The organism is Pseudomonas sp. B20 (assembly GCF_020515755.1).
Classification (GTDB): domain Bacteria; phylum Pseudomonadota; class Gammaproteobacteria; order Pseudomonadales; family Pseudomonadaceae; genus Aquipseudomonas; species Aquipseudomonas syringae.
The window spans coordinates 225,454-247,064 of sequence record NZ_JAHPJG010000001.1 but is presented as its reverse complement, the minus strand read 5'-3'; the positions used below and the strand labels follow the sequence as shown (position 1 = coordinate 247,064).

The following is a 21,611-nucleotide window of genomic DNA, read 5'->3' as shown; positions in this document are numbered from 1 at the left end:
TAGTTATACAGTAACGTAACGGGAGATGAGAATGACTGCTGTTGATTGCCATCATTGGTGAGGTTGATCGAACACGCACACGGCGCCGCTGTCGGCGTGAAGCCACCGGAACGCCTGAGCCGGAGACATTCTGTAATAGCGCGCCTTTGCAATTGCCCTCGATTAGCGGCACCCTGCCGCGCCGCCGAACGTCACTGGTCGCTGGCCTGGAACCTGAGCCTCTGTGGCCTATCTTTACTCATTAGCACTTTCAAGAGTCCACCGTTATGACTAACGGACGCGATCATCGAATCGACTTCTTTCGCGGCCTGGCACTGATCTTCATCTTCTGGGATCACGTGCCGGACAATCCCATGGCGCAACTGACCATACGCAACTTCGGCTTCAGCGACGCAGCGGAAATCTTCGTTTTCCTCGCCGGTTACGCCTCGATCCTGGCCTACGGGCGCATCGCCCGACGTGACGGCATGCTGGTGGCTGGCGTGCGTATCCTGCGCCGGACCTGGGTGCTGTATGTGGTGCATATCTTTCTGCTGACCCTGCTGATGGGCATCGTCTTCGTCGCCAACAATCACGTCGAGACGCGCGACATGGTCCAGCAGATGGGCCTTGAATACTTCGTCGGCAACCCGCAACAGGCATTGGCCGATGAACTGCTGCTGCGCTTCAAACCGAACCTCACCGACCCGTTGCCGCTGTATATCGTGCTGTTGCTGACCTTGCCGCTGACCTTGCCAGTGATGCTGCGCAAACTCGAAGTGGCCGTCGGCCTGTCGATTGCCCTGTACCTGATGGTGCCGCTATTCGGCTGGAACCTGCGCGCCTACGAAGGCGGCGGTGTCTGGTACTTCAACCCGGTCGCCTGGCAGCTGCTGTTCGTGCTCGGCGGTGCGTGCGCGTTGCGCAGCGAAACAGCTACAACAACTGAGCGCCCTCCGTTGCGCCAACAGCCCTTGTTCATGGTGGCTGCCGTCTACGTGCTGGTCGCAGGCATCCTGACCTTCAGCGAAAAATGGCCCGGCCTGCACGCCGCGCTGGTCTCCAGCCTGCACCTTGAAAGCCTTTACCCAATCAGCAAGACCGACCTTGCGCCCGTCCGGTTACTGCACTTTCTTGCCCTGGTGTACGTCGTCGCCCGACTGCTGCCAGCCTCAAGCACGTGGCTGGAAAACTGGCCTGCGCGCCAGACCTCCCGCATGGGGCGTTATTCACTGGAAGTCTTCTGCCTGGGCGTCCTGCTCGCGCCACTGGCAGACATGGCCAATGCACTGGCAGGCGATACATGGCCCATGCAAGTGACCACGGCGATTGTCGGCTTGGGATTGATGATGTTGATGGCCAATGGGTTGGAGTTGAATAAACGACTGGGGACATCGCCGCACCTATTGCCAACTTGAGAACAGCGTCACGTTTGCATGCCCTCTCGGAGATTTCCTACAGGTTTGTCAGGCCAAGTTTTGCTGAGGACTGCCGTTAGCAATTTAACTTACTACCGGCGAGTCCTTGGCATGAACATAAATTCTTCAATCCTAACGTTACAGAGCCAGCTCGGTACACTGAGCAGTCGTACATCCGCGCCGCCTGAAAACGCAAATAATGAAACTGCAAAGCCGGCCATAAAACAACGCAACCCTAATGAAGAGTTCTACCGCTATGAGGACTCTCCTTGGCTAACAAAAAACTCAAGAGGTGAAATTGCATCATTCTACAAGATGCTTCCCAAAGAAGATCTTGATGACCTTAGAGACAAATATCTGAAGGAGCTAATCAAAACATCGAACGCAGAAATGTGCCGCATGTTCGACAATTACCACGAATTCAAACAACAGCTTCCTTATTTAAATCTGGAGCTGTCAAACAAGCACTTTGGCTTCACACTGGGCTTCAATCAGGAGATTCAGGTTACAGATCCTGATGGCGTACTCACCCCCGCAGAATTCAGCTATCTGACCGAGAAGTTGAACGAGCGTCAGTCACTGAAAGACGATCTACGCAAGAACGCCAAAAGCGTCATGGAACTCGTCGATCAATACACAGAAAAACTCGACAACCGCCACACGCTTAACCTGGAGAACTACAGCAAGATCGTTGACTACGGACAGATATTCAGCCGCAACCACATCGGCAATTTCATCAACACGATTCTTTATCAAGTGGAGCGTAATGCGCCGAAGCGTGAGGATGAGCACAGGTCCATAATTGACATTCATGCTTGATTTATACAAGATTAGGACTCTACAGAGTCCTAATCTTTCAGCAACAGGAAAAAGCATTTTTTGTTAGGCGCGGCAGCCTTGCTTGCAGAAATAGAAAACACTCTGCCTGGATGTTTCCAGGCAAAATATTTAAGCTTATATCAATTCCTGGACCAATTAGTTAACCACCGCTTGCAAATATGGCCAAAATTATATTTGTGCGGCTTGTCAGCCAATTGTTCCGGCAGCACATTTTTAGCCCAGTAGTATTTTGATTGATAGCGTGTACTCCAGGTTTCTCTTCCGTTTTCGCTGTAATGAGTAAAGTTATCAGCAAGCTTTCCGCCTTCACATCGGCCGAACGTTATCAACTGCATGATCTTCCCAGAACTGTCCGAGGTATACGTCACACCAGCGTCGCTTTCTACACCTAGAAAAAAATCTAGCACCCCACCCTCCAATGGAAAAGCTTTGCTGTCTGTAAAGGTAGCTTCCAGCATGGCATTTGTAAGTGCTTGAGTCGCCAAAAAAGGAGGATCGGTAAAACCATACGGAATCAATCTGAAGCCTTTCTCATGGTGCAAGTCATACTGCATATGAGGAAAAGAGCCAAATACTACTTTATAGTCAGCCGTATCAAACCTGGCACCGTCAGTTGCAACAATACGTATATTGACTTGCGAACCAGGGTTGAGCGCTTTGATTCTCTCTGCCGATGAGTGACGCTTGGACTGCCATTCCCCGCCGTCCACCTGATACTCAAGCCGCCATTTCTGGTTATAGTCTCTGTCCGGCGTCGTAATCAAAACATTCTGGCCGCGTACTGCAGTGAATCCATACTGATGGACCGCCGTTGTGCTTTCCAGAATATTACTGATCTGATGAATCTTGTCCGACAGCACCACAGGAATCGAATGATTTTGGTTTCGTGCAGTCTGCTCCGACGGCATGGGCGGTTCAGTGACAACTGGTGCCACCTCTACTTGCGCCATCGCATGGCAAGACATTGTCAATAGTAGCCCGCAAACAAACGTACGACCCGCTTTGCTCTTCTTGTATTTCATTTTATTGATCTCGATAGTAGTGATTGATTACCCAGGGCATCATTGCCACTGACAAAATCGGACGTAATCAACTGTTACCTCCAAGATCAAGCGTTTGAAACAATTATCGGAAAGGTCTTACAAATAACTGATCAGTCTTTAAAAACTAAAAGCCAGTTTGAAAACTGCTTCTAGAACGCCTGTCCATGACCGATCCCCTTTCAATCAGGCTTGGCGCCTGAAGAAGCAACTCCCAGGCAAGGCTCGTCTAAGCAGCGCCTCCGAGCGGCTCAAAAACCACCAGACAATTCCCTCCCACAATCCCATCCAGCGTCTAAGCTTGGGTCAGGTGCTTTGACAGGATGACCGGACAATCGACTATGGGCGCATTTCGGCATTCCGATAGCAAGCAAGAGACGCTATCCGCTGATCGTGAGGATGATCCTCGTACGCCCAAATATCCTCGTCGCAAGCGATACGGATGGCGGGTGTTCTGGGTCGTGGTGGTGTTGGCCGGGGTTGCATTGGGCGTGGCGGTGGCCGTGGAGAGCAGAACCTCCAGGCTTCAGGCGCGCGAATTCAGCCGTTTTGCCGCGAGCCTGGGTTATTCGATGCAGCCTGGGCCGAGTCATGACGTGGTGTATCCCGGTGACGGGCCGTTCGACAGGCGCCTGGGCTATTCATCCATGGATGAATTCCTCTCGCGCCTGCTCAAGCGCGATTATGTGATTACGCGCCAGACCCGGTTTTCCCCGGAACTGCTGCGTTACGTCCGGCATGGTTTTTTCGTGCCTTACGAGGAAAAAACCCAGGCCGGGCTGTCGATCACCGATTGCCGGAACGAGCCACTGTACGAGTTCAGATACCCACAGCAGTTTTACCCGACCTTTGCCGCCATTCCGCCGATGCTGGTGAACAGCCTGCTGTTTATCGAAAACCGCGACCTGCTCGATCCGCAGCAGCCCATGGCCAACCCTGCGGTGGACTGGCCACGTTTTGTCAAAGCCGCCTGGTCGCAACTGGCGAAGATGTTTGCCCTCCCCGGCCAGTCGGCTGGGGGCAGCACGCTGGCCACTCAGTTGGAAAAATACCGTCACTCCCCAGACGGGCTGACGCTGTCGGGTTCTGAAAAGCTGCGGCAAATGATTTCCGCCAGCGTTCGCGCCTATCAGCCGGGGACCGAGACACTTGCCGTGCGCCAACGGGTGGTGCGTGACTACCTGAACAGCGTGCCGCTGTCTGCGGTGCCGGGGCATGGCGAGGTGCATGGTCTGGCTGAAGGGCTGAGGGTATGGTTCGGCGCAGACTTCGGCAAAACCAACGAGATACTGGCGTCGAATCCAGGCAATAAACAGGCGCTGGCCGACAAGGCGCTGGCGCTGCGTGAGGTGCTCTCACTGGTAATCGCCCAACGTCGCCCGTCGCACTATCTGGCCAAGGGCCGCTCTGAACTCGCCGAGTTGACCGACAGCCACATTCGCTTGCTGGCCCAGGCCAACGTCATCGACCGACCGCTGGCCGAGGCCGCGCTGGCAGCCCAGGTCACCTACCGCGACTGGGCACAGCAACCGACCCTGCAGCCCATCGAAACCAACAAGGGCATCAGTGTCGCGCGCACTCGCCTGTCGAATCTGCTCAATCGCCCGCTTTACGACCTCGACCGTCTCGACCTGTCCGCCACCAGCACCCTGCATGGCGAGTTGCAGCGCAGCGTCAGCCAGTACCTGCGTGACCTGGCCAACCCTGAGTTTGCCGCAAAAACCGGCTTGATGGGCGAGCGGCTGCTGACCCCGGCCAGTACCACCCAGGTACGCTATAGCTTCACGTTGTTCGAACGCGGCGTGGATGGCTCGCGGGTCAGGGTGCAGACCGACAGCACCGATCAGCCGTTCGACATCAACGAAGGCAGCAAGCTGGAGCTGGGCTCGACGGCAAAGATGCGCGTGCTGACGACGTATCTGGAGATCATCGCCGAGCTGCACGGGCGCTATTCGGGCTTGAGCCCTGCGCAATTGCGCAAAGTCCCGGTCGAGGAACCGGATCGGCTGACCCGCTGGGCGGTGGATTACCTGCTGATGAACAAGGACCGTGATCTGGCGAAGATGCTCTCGGCCGCACTCGACCGCACCTACTCGGCCAGCCCAGCAGAAGCGTTCTTCACCGGTGGCGGCATGCACCGTTTCAATAATTTCCGGCGCGAAGACAACGAGCGGATTCCGACCCTGCGCGAGTCGCTGCGTGAGTCGATCAACCTGCCGTTCATTCGCCTGATGCGCGATGTCGTGCGCTACAGCACCTATCAGGCGCCCAACAACAGCGCCGAGCTGCTCAAGGATGACGACAACCCGCGCCGTCAGGAATACCTGGCGCAGTTTGCCGACCGCGAAGGCATGGTATTCCTGCTGCGCTTCTGGAAACGCTACAAGGAAAAGACCACACAGGAACGGCTCGACACCTTCCTGGACGGCATTCACCCGACGGCTATTCGCCTGGCTGCGGTACACCGTTATCTGCTGCCGGGCGCTGATCAGGGCACATTCAACGCGTTCATCCGCGCCCACCTCGACGACCCCAGGGCAAGCTCGAAACTCACCGACAAACGTCTTGCCGATCTGTACCAAAGTTACGGTCCGGGCACTTATGACCTGCCCGATCAAGGCTACATCGCCCGCGTTCACCCGCTGGAGCTGTGGCTGGTGGGCTACCTGCTCAAGCACCCGGAAGCACAGTTCAAGGACGCGGTGGCCGCCAGTCGTTTCGAGCGTCAGGAAGTCTATGGCTGGCTGTTCAAGAGTCGCCACAAAGGCGCTCGCGACAGCCGGGTGCGGACCATGATGGAGGTCGAAGCGTTTCTGGACATCGAGCAACGCTGGCAGCGTGTGGGTTATCCGTTCGACCACCTGGTGCCTTCGCTGGCGACGGCTATCGGCAGTTCGGGAGACCGTCCGGCGGCGCTTGCCGAGCTGATCGGCATCATCCAGAACGATGGGATCCGCCTGCCTGCGGTGCGCATCGACAGTCTGCACTTTGCTGCCGATACGCCTTATGACACCCAGCTGAGTATCAACCCGGAGCTGGGCAAGCGTGTGTTGCCATCGGAAGTCGCAGCGGCAATGCGCGAGGCCTTGTCGCAAGTGGTGGACGGCGGCACGGCCAAACGCGTGCAAGGCACGTTCAAGATGCAGGACGGCAGTGTGCTGGCGATGGGCGGCAAGACCGGCACCGGCGACAACAGGATCGAAAGCGTCGGTGCGGGCGGGCGAATTCTCAGCTCAAGGGCGATCAACCGCACGGCGACTTTTGTGTTTTATATCGGCGACAACCACTTTGGCGCGCTGACGGCGTTCGTGCCGGGACGCGCTGCCGAGGGCTTTCGCTTCACCTCGGCGTTGCCGGTGCAGGTGCTCAAAGGCATGGCGCCGATTCTGACGCCGTACCTGGAAAACCACGGACAGGCGATGTGCAACGCCCCGCTTGCGGATCCGCCCAAGGGTGTCTGACCGGCAATGACCGCTCGTCTGCCAGCTCTGTGATTACAATAAGATATATCTTAAGGTATATCTAACTTGTAACCAGAGAGCAAAAACATGCGTGAAGATAAACACCCACCCCACCACCGTCCGCCGCATCTTCGTGAAGCAGGTGAAGATCGCGACGGTTTTGAAAAACGCCCAGGCCGCGAACGCGGTGGACGTGGCCCTCGGGTTTTCGCCCCTGGCGATCTGAAACTGCTGTTGCTGGCGTTGATCGCCGAACAGCCTGCCCACGGTTACGACCTGATCCGCAAGATCGAAGGCCTGTTCGAGGGCGCGTACTGCCCCAGCCCCGGCGTTATTTACCCCACCCTGACGTTCCTTGAAGAAAGCGAAATGGTGGTCGGCGATGCACAGGCCGGCAAGAAGCTCTACACCGTCACCGATGCGGGTCGCCAATCCCTGGAAGATCAGGCCGTAGCGCTGGAAGGTGTGCGCATGCGAATCGATGTCAGCAAGCGCTCATTGCGCGGCCATGATCGTCCGCCGGAAATCCATGAAGCGGTGCATAACCTGCGCCACGCGCTGCAGATGCACCATGGCCGCTGGAGCCCGGAAGAGATTCTGCGCGTCAGCGAACTGCTCAACAGCACGGCCAAGGCTGTCGTCGATGGGCCTCAACCTGCCTCGGAGGAGTCGGCATGAATTCGCCCCAGTCAATCCATCGCGTCATGCATGAAATCAAGCGACGCAAGCTACAGGTGGTGAGGGTCACGGAACTGACGCCCCTGATGCGCCGCATTACCTTGCAGGGGCCGGAGCTGGCGGGCTTCATCAGCCTGGGCACCGATGACCACGTCAAACTGTTCTTCCCGCAAACGGCAGAAGAACAGGCAGCGCTGGAAAACCTCAACCCTGCCGGTGACAAGGACACGCCGCGCCCGGCGATGCGCGATTACACGCCGCGTCGCTACGACGAAAAAACCGGGGAACTGGATATCGATTTCGTGCTGCATGGCGAAGGCCCGGCGACCACTTGGGCCGCTCAGGCAGCGCCCGGGCAATTTCTGCACATCGCAGGGCCAAAGGGTTCGATGGTGGTGCCGGACATGTTCGACAGCTATCTGCTGATCGGTGACGAAACAGCCATTCCCGCCATCGCCCGACGCTTGGAATCGCTGCCCGCCAACCGCGCTGCGCTGGTGGTGGTCGAAGTGGCCAACCCGCAGGAACAGCAGGTGTTCGACAGTGCCGCACAGGTCGACGTGATCTGGCTCGTACGCGGCGAACAGAATCTGCTGGACGTCACGCGTCGCCTGGAGATGCCCGAGGGCAAGCTGTACGCCTGGGTCGCGACTGAATCCGCGCTGTCACGCAAGCTACGTCGTGTGCTGCTCGACGAGTTCGGCCTGGAAGAGGACTTCGTCAAGGCCGCCGGTTACTGGAAGCTGGACAGCACTGCAGAATGAGCAGGACCGGGCGACTCACCGCGTACGACGAGACGCCCGTTTATCGACGCCCAGCAGCACCAATGCGATCAGTACGAAACCCAGCAGCACGCCCAGCGCGTTGATGAATGCAGCCGAGAAACCGAGCGTGCCGACATCGATGAACGGATACAGGTAATCACCGAACATGTGGCCACGCAGCAGGACGTAGGCGAAGTAGACGAGCGGATAGATCGCCCAGAGCGGTATATGCCTCAGACGCAGCGCGCCCTTGGGCACGTACAGCCACCAATAGAGCACGAACGCCAGCGGCATTATGTCGTGCAGCAGTTCATCGGCCACCCACTGCCAGCCTTCCGGGTGCCACAAGTGGCGCAACAGGATGTTGTAGGCGATGCCCACCAGCGCAATGCTCACCGCAATGCCGCCACACACCACTGGATGGCGGAAGAACCGGTGGCCTGCCGACTGCTGTGTCGTCAGCGCGCAACTCAGTGCGACCGCTACAAGCATGTTGGTCAGTACGGTGAAGAAACTTGAAAAGCGTACCAGCCCACCCAGCAGACTGGCGTGATCGGCATAACGACCAATCAGGATCAGGTAAAGCTGAATCACCAGTCCCGACCAGCCGAGGCAAGCGGCCACGAGGGCGTAATAGCGCTGTCCCTGCGCAGGTTGTGGATGTTCGCTGAGCATCAATCGGTATCCTTGAGTGCCGGCTTCCGTGCCAAGCTATTCTGGCGGGCCTGTTACCAGCCCTTGCTGCGATGCGATTTCACATACAGCGCTTCGACCTTCTCCCGCGCCCAGGGGGTCTTGCGCAGGAAGGTCAGACTGGACTTGATGCTCGGATCGCTTTTGAAGCAGCGAATATCGATGCGCTCGGCAAGGCCGGACCATTCGTAATGTTCGACCAGCGCCCTGAGGATCTGCTCCAGCGTGACGCCGTGCAATGGGTCGGAGTTGGGTGTTGTCATGATGAGCCTTGCAACCGATGAAGAGGAGACGAACCTGAACGGATCTCTGGAGTACGCAGGTGCTTCCCGAAAGTCTGCCATTGTAAGCGCCACGCCTTGATAAAACACCGTCGACCTGCAGCACTGTTGCCGGCTTCGCAATGATCCATGTCAGGTTTTTCGCTTTTAGAAAAATCGTTAGCGCCCTATCATTGCCGGGTTAAGGATTGAAGATTTCCCCTTCTGCAGATGTTCCTTCGGACAAAAGCCTATGCACGAATTCGGGCGGTGATGGTCTACGACTCAATGACCGCGCCGACCAAACGTGCAGCCGCGCTCTGCCCGACGGTTTAATTCCACCGTCGGCGATTCGTCTCAACAAGCAGCTTCAAGGAATGGCGCCAAGGCAGGCGATGCTTAAAACAAGATGTCAATTACTTACTTCTCGCGGAGATTCGCATTATGAGCACTGACGGTGCTTCAAATAGAAATCGCCTGTTACCGACCCTGCTCGGGCTGGTGATCCTGTTGATGGGGCTGGCCTTGCTGGTCGGTGGTGCCCGACTGCTGCAACTGGATGGCTCGTTGTATTACCTGCTGGCCGGTATCGGCTTCGCCGTGACTGGCGTGCTGCTGATCACGGGTCGTGCGGCTGCGCTGGGCCTTTATGCACTGCTGCTGTTCGCGAGCACCGTGTGGTCGTTGTGGGAAGTCGGCCTCGACTGGTGGCAATTGGTGCCACGCCTGGCGCTGTGGTTCGCCCTGGGTATCGTGTTGCTGCTGCCATGGTTCCGCAAGCCGCTGCTGCGCAACGGTCCGGCACGCATGGGCACCGGTGCATTGAGCATCGCCGTGGTGCTGGCCGGCCTGACCGCGCTGGCAAGCCAGTTCACCAATCCGGGTCGTATCGAAGGCCAGCTGGACCGCGAGACGGCTGGCACGACCAACACCGCCCCGGCCATGCCTGACGGCGACTGGCAGTCCTACGGCCGCACCGCCTTCGGTGACCGCTACTCGCCACTGGCGCAGATCACACCGAAAAACGTCAACAAGCTGGAGCCGGCCTGGACCTATCGCACCGGTGACATTCCGGGGCCGAATGACCCGGGTGAAACCACTGCCGAGAACACCCCGCTCAAGGTCAACGGCATGCTCTACGTGTGCACGCCGCACAGTCAGGTGATTGCGCTCGACCCGGATTCGGGCAAGGAAATCTGGCGCTTCGATCCGAAGCTCAGCACTCAGAACGCTGCCAACTTCAAGGGTTGGGCGCACATGACCTGCCGTGGCGTCACTTATCATGACGACGCTGCCTATGCCGCAAGCACCCCGGCGCAAAGCCCGACGGTCCCGGCTGCTGACGGCACGGCCACTGCCAGTGCTGCCTGCCCGCGCAGAATCTTCCTGCCGACTGCCGACACCCGTCTGATCGCGCTGAACGCCGATACTGGCAAGATGTGTGAAGATTTCGGCAACAAGGGTTCGGTGGACCTGACCGCCAACATGGGCACCTTCGCTCCGGGCGGCTACTACTCCACGTCGCCACCCGCGGTCACCAAGGACCTGGTGATTATCGGTGGCCACGTCACTGACAACGTCTCCATGGACGAGCCGTCCGGCGTGATCCGTGCCTATGACGTGCACACCGGCCGTCTGGTGTGGAACTGGGACAGCGGCAATCCGGAAGAAACTGCGCCGATTGCCGAAGGCAAGATCTACACGCGCAACTCGCCGAACATGTGGTCCATGTTCAGCGTCGATGAAAAGCTCGGCATGATCTACCTGCCGATGGGTAACCAGACCCCTGACCAGTGGGGCGGCGACCGTACGCCAGAGTCCGAGAAGTACAGCGCGGGCCTGGTTGCACTGGACATCGCGACCGGCCGCGTGCGCTGGGACTACCAGTTCACTCACCATGACCTGTGGGACATGGACGTCGGTGGTCAGCCGACCCTGCTGGACATGAAAACCGCTGACGGCGTCAAGCCTGCGGTATTGGCATCGACCAAGCAGGGCAGCATCTACGTGCTGGACCGTAGCACCGGCAAACCGATCGTGCCGATCAATGAAGTACCGGTTCCGCAAGGTGCTGTCGCTGGTGATCACACCTCGCCAACCCAGCCCAAGTCCGACCTGAACTTCATGCCGCCGCCGCTCAAGGAGCGCGACATGTGGGGCGTGACGCCGTTTGACCAGATGATGTGCCGGATCGACTTCAAGTCGCTGCGCTACGATGGTCCGTTCACGCCACCCTCGCTGCAAGGTTCGATCGTTTATCCGGGTAACTTCGGTGTGTTCGACTGGGGCGGTATTTCCGTCGACCCGGTGCGTCAGATCGCCTTCGTCAATCCTAACTACATGGCTTTCCGTTCGAAGCTGGTACCGTCTGCCGAAGTTGAAGGCGGCCCGGGTCGCAAGAGTGAAACCGAAGGCGTACAGCCGAACAAGGGCGCGCCTTATGGTGTGATCCTGGAAGCACTGCTGTCGCCGATGGGCCTGCCTTGCCAGGCGCCAGCATGGGGTTACGTGGCGGCGGTCGACCTGACCACGCAAAAAACCATCTGGATGCACAAGAACGGCACCGTGCGCGACAGCTCGCCGATCCCGCTCCCGCTGACCATGGGTGTTCCAAGCCTGGGTGGTACGTTCACCACCGCCAGCGGCCTGGCGTTCATGAGCGCTACGCTTGACCAGTACCTGCGTGCCTATGACGTGCGTAACGGCAAGCAGTTGTGGGAAGCCCGCCTGCCAGCAGGCGCGCAAACCACCCCGATGACCTACACCGGCAAGGACGGTCAGCAATACGTGCTGGTCGTTGCAGGCGGTCACGGCTCACTGGGCACCAAACAGGGTGACTACGTGATGGCGTTCAAACTGCCGAAGTAATGCGTTGCTGAGGTCAATGAAAAGCGGCTACCGAGAGGTAGCCGCTTTTTTTGTCGCCGCTGAAACTTGATTTCAGTGGCGCCAGCTACCGGGCAGGGCTGCGGATCTGTGACGCGGAGCGTCACGAAATGCATGCCAACGCGGAGCATTGGCACGATAGTGTTCACACAATTATCGTTCCGCACGCTCCAGCGTGGGAATGCCGTTCTGGACGCTCTGCGTCCTCTCTTGAGGGCTTCTATCAGTGCGACTGACTAGCGCGCCTTGGCGCTGCTTTTGTCACTGGCGCGCAGGATGTCGTTCCAGCGGCGGACCAGGTAGTTGTGCTCGTTCATGACCGAGTTCCACACGGCGATATGGCCCATGCGTTCTTCGTAGGAGCCGCCATCGCGGACTTCTCCGGCGTCGATCAGCGGCAAGCCGTCGCTGCCGAGCAGTTGTTCGCGGGCAGGCAGGCCGGCGTACCAGTAATCCCATTCGGCAGCGCTGAGGTGATCGCGGCTGCGTGCCGGGTTACCGATGTAATAGCCCTGCCGTGCCATCACTGCGCCGGGCCAGCCCGACAGCCACCAGTTCAGGTACGCATAGGCGGCATCCAGCACCGGCCCCTTGGCGTGACGTGACAAGGACAGCCCGCCAAACCAGCCCCGATACCCCTCTTTGGGCACCGCGACGCGGTACTTCACACCGGCACGGTGCAGCCTGACCAGGGTCGGTGACCAGAGGCTCTGAATGTCGATGTTCGGGCTGAGCATCAGTTCGGCGGCTTCTTCGTCGCCTGACCAGAACGCAGCAAAATGCCCCTGCTGCTGTTTGCGCACCAGCACATCAGCGAGCCGATCGATCTCTTCGATGCTCATGTTGCCGATGTCCTTGAAGCTCGCCAGCCCTGCCCCCTGCACCGCAAGCGCGGCATCCAGTGCGCCGATGGCCGCGTCGCTCTGCAAGGCGATGCGCCCGCCCCACACAGGGTCGAGCAACCAGCCCCAGCTTTCGTCCGCAGAGCTCAAGCCCTCCGGCAAGCGCTCGGGGCGATAGGCGAAGCTGTCGGCGTTATGGGTCAGCGGCAGCATGCTGATGCGCTCGGTCACCGCGCTGCCCAGGCTGCCGTCGTGTTGCACGAACAAACGCTCGCTGGGCACACTGCCGCTGCCAAGCTGGTCGGTAGGCCGCAGCCGGCCCTGCTTGGGCAAGTCGTTGATTTCGTGCCACAGCGCAATGCGCCGCGTGTCGATGGGTTGAATCGCCCGGGCTGGCCAGACGAAATCGACGTTATGAAACCATTGGTCGTAGAGGTCGTAGCTGTCTGGTTGCATGACCGCGATACGTTGCGCGGTTTGCAGGTCGTGAATCTGATAGACCAGTTTGATCCCCAGTTCTTGCTCGGCCCGCTCACGCAAAGACTCCAGCAGGGTCACCGAGGTACCCAGCACGCGCAAGGTGATGGTCATGCTGCCGACTCGTTGAGCGGCGGCGCGAAACTGCTGGAGAAGACTTCGAACGAACGACGCAGCAGATCGGGATCGAGACCGCGCAGGATGAACACCAGCCGCGAGGTGCGATCCTCGCCCGGCCAGGCGGCAAGGTGCACCGGCGCATGCAGGCAATGCTGCACACCATGAATCACGATGGGAGCCTGATTGTCGTTCACGTTGAGCAGCCCTTTGACGCGGAGGATTCGTTCACCGTGGCATCTTAACAGCATCGACAGCCACACCCCGAAGCCGACCCAGTCCAGAGGCCGCTCGAACGTCAGGCAACAGACCTGCGCATCACCATGCCGCGCGGAAGTCGACAGCACCCGATGCAGTTGCCAGCGCGTTACTTCAGCGGCCGGTTCGTCGCTGCGCATGCCCTCGCCCAGCAGCAACTGATCGCCGCTGTGGACATCCGCCGTATCCAGCAGTGGCGCAGAAAAATTCAGCGCTTGCAGATGCTCGCGCAGGCCATCCAGCACCGGCTCGTCGAACAGATCGGTCTTGCTCAACAGCAGCCGGTCCGCCGCCGCGACCTGTGCCAGCCACTCCGGATGCAGACGCTCCTGCAGCGTCGCGTGACAGGCATCCACCAGCGTGACGATCAGACCGATATGAAAACGCCCACGAAGTTGCGGGTCATTGCTCAGCGTGGTGAGAATCGGTGCCGGATCGGCCAGGCCGGTGGTCTCCAGAATGACCCGCCGAAACGCAGGAATTTCACCTCGATTACGCCGCTCCAGAAGGCCGAGCAGCGCGTCTTTCAATTCACCGCGGACGGTGCAACAGACACAACCGCTGGGCAGCAGCACGGTATCCGGTGCGACCTCTTCAACCAGCAGATGATCGATACCTACGTCGCCGAATTCGTTGATCAGCAGCGCGGTGTCGCCCATGTTTTCATCGGCCAGCAGGCGTTTGAGCAGCGTGGTCTTGCCGCTGCCGAGGAAGCCGGTAATAACGTTCAGGGCAATACTCATGATGACCTCTGCAGATGATCGAGCAGACCTGAATCAAGCGGGTCCAGCGGCCGGCCGATCAGCAACTCGGCTTTCTGCCAGAGCTGCTCCAGCCCGGTCGCCAGCTCCTGCTTGCCGGTGGCCCCGAGCAGGAGATAAGACACGCCTTGAAAATCTTCGACCTTCAGACGAAACGGCGCGACCACCTTGTTGATTGCAGCAATACGCCGCAAGCGCTCACGCCTCCGGGGCAGTTCTGCAGCCAGCGGATCGCTCCAGTGCACGTCTTCTCCCAGCAGCCCGCACAATCCACACATCAGGCGTTCTCCAGCTGTTTGCTCATGGCATGACGTCGCCGGAATTGGGGCCCAGTGTCTGACCGACGAACAGGTTGCCACCCGGCTCGCTGGCCAGTAGCACCGCCACCGGGGCAACCTCCTCGGCCAGACCGAAGCGGCCCAGTGGCAACTCGGCGGCCTTGGCGGTTTTCCAGGCGCTGCTGATCCCGGCGACCAATGGGGTTTCGATAGGACCGGGCGCAATGGCGTTGACCAGCACGTTGTCCTTGGCGACTTCCAGCGCCAGAGACTTGCTGAAACCGATCACCCCGGCCTTGGCGGCGGCGTAATGGGTCAGTTCGGCACCGCCCTTGATACCCAGTTGCGAAGCGACATTGATGATGCGCCCCCAGCGCTGGGCAATCATGTGCGGCAATGCCCGCTGACTGGCCACGAACACGCTGGTCAGATCAATGCGCAGCATGTCGTTCCACATATCGAGGGTCAGGTCGACGCAACGTGCCTGGGTCAGCATGCCTGCGTTGTTGACCAGAATGTCGATACCTCCGAACTGCTCGACACAGGCATCGACGCTGGCTTGCGCGCCGTCGACACTGCCGACATCGGCCACGCACTCCTGAACCTGCGCGCCCAGTTGGCGGCACTCTGCAGCGATCTTCGCCAGGCTGTCGGCGTCTCGGTCGCCCAGCACCAGACGCGCGCCTTCAGCCGCATAGGCGCGGGCGATGGCTGCGCCGATGCCGCTGCCTGCTCCGGTGATCACTGCGCGCTTTTGTTTGAGTTGCTGCATGGGTCGGATTCCTTGGTTGATTGGGGGATGACGGCGTATGGCTCGCGAACGCTCAGTTACTGGCACGCGTCTGTACTGAACGCTTCACGAGCAAGCTCGCTGCCGATCCGAATCGATCTACTCGGGCCAGCGCACGGTCAGGCCGCCGTCGATCACGATGCTTTGCCCGGTCAGGTAACTGGCTTCATCGCTGCACAGAAAACGCACCAGCGCAGCGACTTCATCCGCTCGGCCGACCCGGCCCAGGGGGATGGCTTTGGCCGCCTGCGCCAGACCTTCCGGTCCCAGCGAGTTCTTGCTGTCCAGCGATTGCGGCGTCTCGATCAGGCCGGGAATCACCGCGTTGCAACGGATGCCCTTCGGGGCGAGCTCCACCGCCAGTGACCGACACAGCCCTGGTACGCCGGCCTTGGCCGCTGCGTAATGGGAATGGTCCTGCCAGCCATACACCCCCCCGGCAATCGAGGAAATCGCCACCAGCGCCCCGCCCTCACCCATGTGCCGGACGGCGGCGCGGAAGGTGCGCATCACGCCAGTCAGGTCGACGTCGAGCATCTCGTTCCAGCGCTCGTCAGTCATTTCCAGCAAGGGCGCGCGGCGCAACAATCCGGCATTGGCGACCGCGTAGTCGATGCGGCCGAACGCCTTGACCGCCTGCGCGGCAAGGTCATTGACCGACTCGGTGAAGGTCACGTCCAGTGGCAGCATCAGGCATTCGCCGCCCGCCTCCGCCACCAGCGTGCGGGTTTCGTCCGGATCATGCGGGTCAGCCGGATAGAACCCGCCTGCCACCGCCACCCCCTGGCGGGCAAAAGCCACTGCCAGGGCCTGACCGATGCCGCTGGCGGCACCGGTTATCACTGCAACTTTACGCGTCATGTGCTGCTCCTCATTTCACCGTTTCAGGTCGCACGTGTTTAGCGGCGAACATCAGCGCACCCGACAGGAAGCAAGGCACTGCGCCGAAGTACAACGCCGAGGTCTGCCAGTCGCCGCCTGCGCTCAGTACCGATGTGGCACCGAAGCCTGCGACCACGGCACCGAGCGGGCCCATGGCATGGATGATTGCGCCGCCCGTGGCACGAATGCTGGTCGGGAAGCTTTCGCTGATGAAGAACAATGCCGCCGAGTACGGGCCGATCAGGAAGAACAGCCCCAGGCTGTACAAGCCGACCACCGTCACCATGTTGCTCGGCCCGTAAAGCATGCCGGCAAACGCCAGGCCGCCGAGCATCCAGCCAAGGCCGATAACATTGCGGCGACCGATCCGGTCACCCATCCAGCCGTGACACAGGTAGCCGCAATAGCCCACCAGGTTGGACAGCACCAGAATGATCAGCGAGTTCTCGAACGAGATGTGGTGGACGCTGACGATCACCGTCGTGCCCAGCACACTGAACACCTGAATGGCTGCCCAGTTGAGCAGGATCGCCGCACCGATCACCAGAGTCGCGCGGCGCGAGGAACCGCGAAAGGCAGCGCCGATACCGGCCTTGCTGTGTTCTTCGTAATCCACCCCGTACGTCTGCGCCACGGCCTTTGCCTGGCTGAGGTCGCCCTTCTTGCGCAACTGGGTGATGCGTTGATGGATCTGAAACTGCGGGCTCTCCTTGAGCTTGCGCGCCAGGATCGCGATGACGATGGCCGGGATGGCCGCAAACACGAAGCAACCCTGCCAGCCGATAACCGGCAACAGCACTGCTGTCAGACCGGCCGCGATCAGCGCACCGACCGGCCAGCCGCCCTGCACCAGGCTATAGATGAAGCCACGGCGCTTGGTCAGTCGCGGGTCGTCGGATGCCGCGTAGATTTCGCTCAGATAGGTCGCGTTGACCGTTTCCTCTGCATAACCCAGACCGCCCAGCGAACGAATGAGGATCAGGGGCGACTTGCCCCATGCTCCGCCGATGGCCGTGAGCGCCGAGCAGATCGCAGAGCCACTCACGGTGAAAATGATACCCACGCGCCGTCCCAGGCGATCTACCAGCGGGCCGATGGCCAGAGCCACCACCGCGGTGCCGACCGCGACCCAGGTCGCGATTTCGGCCTGTTCGACCTCACTCCAGCTGAAATGCCGACCGATTTCCGGTAACAGCGTGCCAAACAGAATGAAGTCATATACCGCAAACACCCACGCGAAAAACGCAATCCATGTGGCGAACCGTACTTGCTCCGGAGTCAGTTGCTCAGGTTTCCAGCCGGTCAGGTCGAGCTTATTGTAAATGGACATGAGTGACGCCTCGGACAGGGCAATGAATCAGCGGGTACGGGGGTTGCGACGCACGAAGTCGTCGGCAATCTCGTCGAAAGTGACGAACTTGACGCCAGCATGGCTTTGAATGTGCTCGATCAAGCGCTCCAGCATCAGCAGCACTTGCGGGCGACCAGACACGTCCGGGTGAATGGTCATGGTGAATACAGCGTGTTCATGTTCGCGATAGACCCAGTCGAACTGGTCGCGCCACATCTCTTCCAGGTGCCGAGGGTTGACGAAACCATGGCTGTTCGGCGCCTTCTTGATGAACATCATTGGCGGCAGATCGTCCAGGTACCAGTTGGCCGGGATTTCCACCAGATCGGTTTCTTCGCCACGCACCAAGGGCTTCATCCAGGTATCCGGGTGCTGGCTGTAATCGATTTTGGTCCACTTGTCGCCCACCCGAACGTAGTAAGGATGGAAGTCGTTGTGCATCAGGCTGTGGTCGTACTTGATGCCTTTCTTGAGCAGCAGCTCGTTGGTGACGTTGCTGAACTCCCACCATGGCGCGACATAGCCGGTCGGACGTTTGCCGGTCATTTGCGTGATAAGGTCGATGGATTTGTCGAGGACGATCTCCTCTTGCTCCGGGGTCATGGCAATCGGATTTTCATGGCTGTAACCATGCACACCGATTTCATGCCCGGCATCCGCCACGGCTTTCATCTGCTCGGGGAAGGTCTCCATGGAGTGCCCCGGAATGAACCAGGTGGTGCGCAGACCGTAACGCTCGAACAACTTGAGCAGACGCGGCGCGCCGACTTCACCGGCGAACAGGCCGCGGGAAATATCGTCCGGCGAGTCTTCGCCACCATAGGAGCCCAGCCAGCCGGCAACGGCATCCACATCCACACCAAACGCACACAGAATTTCTTTGGCCATCGTTGTTCTCCCACGGGTTAATCAGATCGGCTTCGCGCGGTACGGCACGCGGGCCGGTTGGAACTGCAAAACGTGTTCAAGGGGCTGCGATCAAGGACTCCACGGTCAACGCCGCCCGCAGCAGCCGTGCGTCTTCGCCTGCCGGTGCGCTGAGCAACAGCCCGGTGGGCAAGCCCGAGGCATCGCGGCCGCTGGGCAGTGACACACCCGGCATGTTCAGCAGGCTGCCGGGCATGGTCAGGCGCAGCGTGGCGAGGTTGGTTTGAACGAACAGATCGTCGTCCTTCAGCAGCGGTGCGAGCGGCGGCGCCACATGGGCCACGGTCGGGGTAATCAACAGCGCGCCGTCCAGTTCGAGGGTCAACTGCTCCTGCAAGCGTTCGCGCGCGGCGTAAAGATTGACCAGCAGGCTGGCCGGCATGGAACGGGCGGCCTCCAGGCGCTTGCGAACTCTGGGGTCGAGCTGGCTGGCGGCGTCGCTGTCGAGCAACGCCTGATGCAGCGCAAACGCTTCGGCCGCACCAAGCCAGCCCTGTTGCTGGGTCAACAGCAACGTGGCCTGAAATGCCTGGCAAGGCTTGACCTCGATCAGCGCACCGCCTGCACGCAAGGCTTCGACGGCACGCAACAGGTTGTCGCGGACGGCTGGCGTGACGCGCTCGTCTTCCAGCACCGCCTGATCGAGCAGAAAACGCTGACCGGCCAGGCTGCGTGGTATCAACGATGAAGGTTTGCTGCGCGCACAGAGCAGATCGTCGATCACCAGAGCGTCGCGTACGCTGCGGGTCAATGGCCCGACGCTGTCCAGCGTCAGTGCCAGCGGGAAAACACCGTCGCGGCTATAGCGGCGGCTGGTGCTGCGAAACCCCACCAGACCGTTGAGCGCTGCCGGCACACGAATAGAACCGGCGGTATCGGTGCCCATGGCGATCGGCACGGTTCCGTTGGCCACGGCGACTGCCGAACCCGAAGACGAACCGCCAGGAATGCGCGGCGAGCTGTCGCTGTTGGGGTTGATCGGCGTGCCGAAATGCGGGTTCAGGCCCAGCCCTGAATAAGCGAATTCACTGAGGTTGGTCTTGCCCAGGCTGACCATCCCGGACCGTGCCAGCAGCCCGACACTCGGCGCATCCAGCAGCGCGGGCGACAGGTTGGTGCGCACCGCGGCACCGGCGGTTGTGACGCTGCCTGCCACATCGAAAAGATCCTTCCAGGCGATGGGCACGCCGTCGAAGGGACTCAATGGCTGCCCTTGTTGCCAGCGGGCCGCAGACGCTTCGGCTTCCCTGCGTGCCCGTTCGATACTCATGGAAATGAACACATGATCGGCGGTTTCTGCCTGTTGCAGAGCCTTGTCCAGAGCCTGCACAGGGTCACTGCGCCCCTGAGCAAAATCCTCGGCCAGTGCGCAGGCATCACGGGTAACGCTGTGACTCCCGGTATCGGTCATGGACATCACACCTTTAAAAAATGTACTTATTAATAAAATGTACATTTAACAAAGGCAGATTCCATGCCAATCTGCACGTCGCGACACCCTGACCCGATCGAGCTGATGGCCCTTTCGCGCTGGAACCGCCGTACTAGAAACCTTTTTGCAAAGGGATCAATCAGTTGCGATAGGGCATCGTCAGCGCACAGGATCGTCATAAAGAAATAATGTATCTTTTATAAAAGGTACATTTCAGTGCAAAAAAGTAACGGTGGCCCCATGAGCGAGCATAAGGACGTGTGCCAAGGTGACAACAGCGCTTCTGTGCGAGAATCGTCCGTCAACCGCCAGAAGTGTATGAAACCGATGTCAGAAGAGGACCCGCGCACCGCGTCGCGCTACGCCATGATTCGCGAGGTGTTGCGTAACGCCATCGTCTCGGGCGCGGCCGCCAATGGACTGGTGCTGCTTGAAGCACCGCTGGCAGAGCTGTTCGGCACCAGCCGGGTGCCGGTGCGCAAGGCGCTCAATCTGCTGCACGAAGAAGGCTTGATCAGCCGCTTCGACGGCCGGGGTTATCTGGTCAATCCTGACGCGCAGGAAGTCGAGCCGCTGCGCCTGAGCCTGAGCCACAAGCAGTTCGGGCTGGACAGCAGTGAAGAACTGGTCGATACCCGCCCGCTCGGCGAACGCATTCATGATGAGATCGGTGCGGCACTGTCAGCCTGTATCGCGTTTGGTCACTACCGGCTGGATGAACAAAGCGCCGCGCAGCATTACGGAGTAAGCCGCGCAGTGGTTCGTGAGGCGCTGATGCGTCTGCGCGATCGCGGCCTGGTGGAAAAAGAGCCTTACTCGCAATGGCTCGCGGGGCCGCTGACGGCCCGGGAAATCACCGAAGACTACGAATTGCGCGCCTGCCTCGAGCCCGAAGCCTTGCGCCAGACGGCGCCACAGCTGAGCCGCGAAACCCTCGAAGCGATGCTGACTAGAGTCATCGAGGCGCAAAACGCCGAACAGTGCAGCCTTGAGGAAATCGAGCGCCTTGAAGATGATCTGCATCAGCAATGCCTGGGCGGCCTGCAAAACCGCAAGATCGCCATGCTGATCAGCCAGGCGCAAAGCCCGATGATCATCAACCGGATTTTCTACCGCTTGCTGAGCATTGGCGCCGATGAAGCGATGCTGGCCGAACACCGGCTGATCATCGAATTGCTGCTGCACGGCGCCTTCGACGCCGCCGCCCTGAACCTCAAGGAACACCTGCTACGCGCCCGGCAGCGCATGCTGCAACGCCTGAAAGTCCTGTCGGTATTGCCGGAGCAGGAAGTGCCGGGGTATCTGACTCGGTTGAGTTGAGGCGGGCTGGATCACTCTCGTTGCCACGCTATATAAAAGAGTCAACTCGCACTCGGTGTGAAACCCGGTTTCTGTAGGAGCGGACTTGTCCGCGAAAGGGCCTGTACATTCACAACATTTCTGCTGCTCAAACGCCCTCTTCGCGAACAAGTTCGCG

18 protein-coding genes are annotated in these 21,611 nt (G+C 59.8%); 7 read left to right on the top strand and 11 right to left on the bottom strand.

What is annotated here, in order from left to right:
- Positions 1 to 266: 266 nt before the first annotated feature.
- Positions 267 to 1,397: an OpgC domain-containing protein gene (locus LIX91_RS01050; protein ID WP_226487844.1), complete on the top strand. Its 1,131-nt coding sequence runs from the start codon at positions 267 to 269 to the stop codon at positions 1,395 to 1,397.
- Positions 1,398 to 1,508: 111 nt separating this feature from the next.
- Positions 1,509 to 2,216 carry a hypothetical protein gene (locus LIX91_RS01045; protein ID WP_226487843.1) on the top strand — a complete coding sequence of 236 codons (708 nt, stop codon included), beginning with the start codon at positions 1,509 to 1,511 and terminating at the stop codon, positions 2,214 to 2,216.
- 140 nt (positions 2,217 to 2,356) lie between these two features.
- On the opposite strand, the gene LIX91_RS01040 is transcribed toward LIX91_RS01045, so the two are convergent.
- Entirely contained in the window at positions 2,357 to 3,259 is a 903-nt protein-coding gene (locus tag LIX91_RS01040; RefSeq protein ID WP_226487842.1) for a hypothetical protein, read from the bottom strand.
- Positions 3,260 to 3,618: 359 nt separating this feature from the next.
- Here LIX91_RS01040 and LIX91_RS01035 point away from each other — a divergent pair, with 359 nt between their 5' ends.
- From LIX91_RS01035 to LIX91_RS01025, 3 genes are all read left to right on the top strand, one after another.
- Positions 3,619 to 6,738, top strand: coding sequence for a transglycosylase domain-containing protein (locus LIX91_RS01035; protein ID WP_226487943.1), 3,120 nt, complete (start codon positions 3,619 to 3,621; stop codon positions 6,736 to 6,738).
- A gap of 87 nt (positions 6,739 to 6,825) precedes the next feature.
- Positions 6,826 to 7,416 (top strand): PadR family transcriptional regulator, encoded by a 591-nt coding sequence (locus LIX91_RS01030; protein ID WP_003418550.1) that lies wholly within the window; start codon positions 6,826 to 6,828, stop codon positions 7,414 to 7,416.
- Entirely contained in the window at positions 7,413 to 8,180 is a 768-nt protein-coding gene (locus LIX91_RS01025) for a siderophore-interacting protein (protein ID WP_003418551.1), read from the top strand. The genes LIX91_RS01030 and LIX91_RS01025 overlap by 4 nt, the downstream gene beginning before the upstream one ends.
- A gap of 15 nt (positions 8,181 to 8,195) precedes the next feature.
- Here LIX91_RS01025 and LIX91_RS01020 read toward each other — a convergent pair whose 3' ends face one another.
- Both LIX91_RS01020 and LIX91_RS01015 read right to left on the bottom strand, forming a co-directional pair.
- Positions 8,196 to 8,855 (bottom strand): Pr6Pr family membrane protein, encoded by a 660-nt coding sequence (locus LIX91_RS01020; RefSeq protein ID WP_153221965.1) that lies wholly within the window; start codon positions 8,853 to 8,855, stop codon positions 8,196 to 8,198.
- A gap of 53 nt (positions 8,856 to 8,908) precedes the next feature.
- Positions 8,909 to 9,136 (bottom strand): VF530 family DNA-binding protein, encoded by a 228-nt coding sequence (locus LIX91_RS01015; RefSeq protein WP_226487841.1) that lies wholly within the window; start codon positions 9,134 to 9,136, stop codon positions 8,909 to 8,911.
- Positions 9,137 to 9,577: 441 nt separating this feature from the next.
- Between LIX91_RS01015 and LIX91_RS01010 the strand changes: the two genes are divergently transcribed.
- Entirely contained in the window at positions 9,578 to 12,001 is a 2,424-nt protein-coding gene (locus tag LIX91_RS01010; protein ID WP_226487840.1) for a glucose/quinate/shikimate family membrane-bound PQQ-dependent dehydrogenase, read from the top strand.
- Between the two features lie 254 nt (positions 12,002 to 12,255).
- On the opposite strand, the gene LIX91_RS01005 is transcribed toward LIX91_RS01010, so the two are convergent.
- The 8 genes from LIX91_RS01005 to LIX91_RS00970 all read right to left on the bottom strand — a co-directional run bounded on the left by LIX91_RS01005 (position 12,256) and on the right by LIX91_RS00970 (position 20,113).
- Complete coding sequence (locus LIX91_RS01005; protein ID WP_226487839.1) at positions 12,256 to 13,452, bottom strand: PotD/PotF family extracellular solute-binding protein; 1,197 nt, start codon at positions 13,450 to 13,452, stop codon at positions 12,256 to 12,258.
- On the bottom strand, positions 13,449 to 14,456 hold the full coding sequence (locus LIX91_RS01000; RefSeq protein ID WP_226487838.1) for a CobW family GTP-binding protein: 1,008 nt from the start codon (positions 14,454 to 14,456) through the stop codon (positions 13,449 to 13,451). Before LIX91_RS01000 ends, LIX91_RS01005 begins: the two co-directional genes overlap by 4 nt.
- Complete coding sequence (locus LIX91_RS00995; protein ID WP_003405362.1) at positions 14,453 to 14,752, bottom strand: hypothetical protein; 300 nt, start codon at positions 14,750 to 14,752, stop codon at positions 14,453 to 14,455. The genes LIX91_RS01000 and LIX91_RS00995 overlap by 4 nt, the downstream gene beginning before the upstream one ends.
- A 22-nt stretch (positions 14,753 to 14,774) precedes the next feature.
- Positions 14,775 to 15,524, bottom strand: coding sequence for an SDR family NAD(P)-dependent oxidoreductase (locus LIX91_RS00990; RefSeq protein ID WP_003412971.1), 750 nt, complete (start codon positions 15,522 to 15,524; stop codon positions 14,775 to 14,777).
- Between the two features lie 117 nt (positions 15,525 to 15,641).
- Positions 15,642 to 16,403 (bottom strand): SDR family NAD(P)-dependent oxidoreductase, encoded by a 762-nt coding sequence (locus LIX91_RS00985; RefSeq protein ID WP_103696372.1) that lies wholly within the window; start codon positions 16,401 to 16,403, stop codon positions 15,642 to 15,644.
- Between the two features lie 10 nt (positions 16,404 to 16,413).
- Positions 16,414 to 17,754, bottom strand: coding sequence for an MFS transporter (locus tag LIX91_RS00980; protein ID WP_003412976.1), 1,341 nt, complete (start codon positions 17,752 to 17,754; stop codon positions 16,414 to 16,416).
- Positions 17,755 to 17,781: 27 nt separating this feature from the next.
- The gene (locus LIX91_RS00975) at positions 17,782 to 18,663 is read right to left on the bottom strand and encodes a polysaccharide deacetylase family protein (RefSeq protein ID WP_002554892.1); all 882 of its coding nucleotides are present in this window, start codon (positions 18,661 to 18,663) and stop codon (positions 17,782 to 17,784) included.
- Between the two features lie 76 nt (positions 18,664 to 18,739).
- Entirely contained in the window at positions 18,740 to 20,113 is a 1,374-nt protein-coding gene (locus LIX91_RS00970; RefSeq protein ID WP_226487837.1) for an amidase, read from the bottom strand.
- Positions 20,114 to 20,461: 348 nt separating this feature from the next.
- Between LIX91_RS00970 and LIX91_RS00965 the strand changes: the two genes are divergently transcribed.
- A complete protein-coding gene (locus LIX91_RS00965; protein WP_003412982.1) occupies positions 20,462 to 21,454 on the top strand; it encodes a GntR family transcriptional regulator in 993 nt (330 codons plus the stop codon).
- The last annotated feature ends 157 nt before the right edge of the window (positions 21,455 to 21,611 follow it).

Excerpts from the sequence above, each read along its gene's own strand:
- LIX91_RS01050 (WP_226487844.1), top strand. The coding sequence starts at position 267 with ATGACTAACGGACGCGATCATCGAATCGACTTCTTTCGCGGCCTGGCA.
- LIX91_RS01045 (WP_226487843.1), top strand. The coding sequence starts at position 1,509 with ATGAACATAAATTCTTCAATCCTAACGTTACAGAGCCAGCTCGGTACA.
- LIX91_RS01040 (WP_226487842.1), bottom strand. The coding sequence starts at position 3,259 with ATGAAATACAAGAAGAGCAAAGCGGGTCGTACGTTTGTTTGCGGGCTA.
- LIX91_RS01035 (WP_226487943.1), top strand. The coding sequence starts at position 3,619 with ATGGGCGCATTTCGGCATTCCGATAGCAAGCAAGAGACGCTATCCGCT.
- LIX91_RS01030 (WP_003418550.1), top strand. The coding sequence starts at position 6,826 with ATGCGTGAAGATAAACACCCACCCCACCACCGTCCGCCGCATCTTCGT.
- LIX91_RS01025 (WP_003418551.1), top strand. The coding sequence starts at position 7,413 with ATGAATTCGCCCCAGTCAATCCATCGCGTCATGCATGAAATCAAGCGA.
- LIX91_RS01020 (WP_153221965.1), bottom strand. The coding sequence starts at position 8,855 with ATGCTCAGCGAACATCCACAACCTGCGCAGGGACAGCGCTATTACGCC.
- LIX91_RS01015 (WP_226487841.1), bottom strand. The coding sequence starts at position 9,136 with ATGACAACACCCAACTCCGACCCATTGCACGGCGTCACGCTGGAGCAG.
- LIX91_RS01010 (WP_226487840.1), top strand. The coding sequence starts at position 9,578 with ATGAGCACTGACGGTGCTTCAAATAGAAATCGCCTGTTACCGACCCTG.
- LIX91_RS01005 (WP_226487839.1), bottom strand. The coding sequence starts at position 13,452 with ATGACCATCACCTTGCGCGTGCTGGGTACCTCGGTGACCCTGCTGGAG.
- LIX91_RS01000 (WP_226487838.1), bottom strand. The coding sequence starts at position 14,456 with ATGAGTATTGCCCTGAACGTTATTACCGGCTTCCTCGGCAGCGGCAAG.
- LIX91_RS00995 (WP_003405362.1), bottom strand. The coding sequence starts at position 14,752 with ATGTGTGGATTGTGCGGGCTGCTGGGAGAAGACGTGCACTGGAGCGAT.
- LIX91_RS00990 (WP_003412971.1), bottom strand. The coding sequence starts at position 15,524 with ATGCAGCAACTCAAACAAAAGCGCGCAGTGATCACCGGAGCAGGCAGC.
- LIX91_RS00985 (WP_103696372.1), bottom strand. The coding sequence starts at position 16,403 with ATGACGCGTAAAGTTGCAGTGATAACCGGTGCCGCCAGCGGCATCGGT.
- LIX91_RS00980 (WP_003412976.1), bottom strand. The coding sequence starts at position 17,754 with ATGTCCATTTACAATAAGCTCGACCTGACCGGCTGGAAACCTGAGCAA.
- LIX91_RS00975 (WP_002554892.1), bottom strand. The coding sequence starts at position 18,663 with ATGGCCAAAGAAATTCTGTGTGCGTTTGGTGTGGATGTGGATGCCGTT.
- LIX91_RS00970 (WP_226487837.1), bottom strand. The coding sequence starts at position 20,113 with ATGACCGATACCGGGAGTCACAGCGTTACCCGTGATGCCTGCGCACTG.
- LIX91_RS00965 (WP_003412982.1), top strand. The coding sequence starts at position 20,462 with ATGTCAGAAGAGGACCCGCGCACCGCGTCGCGCTACGCCATGATTCGC.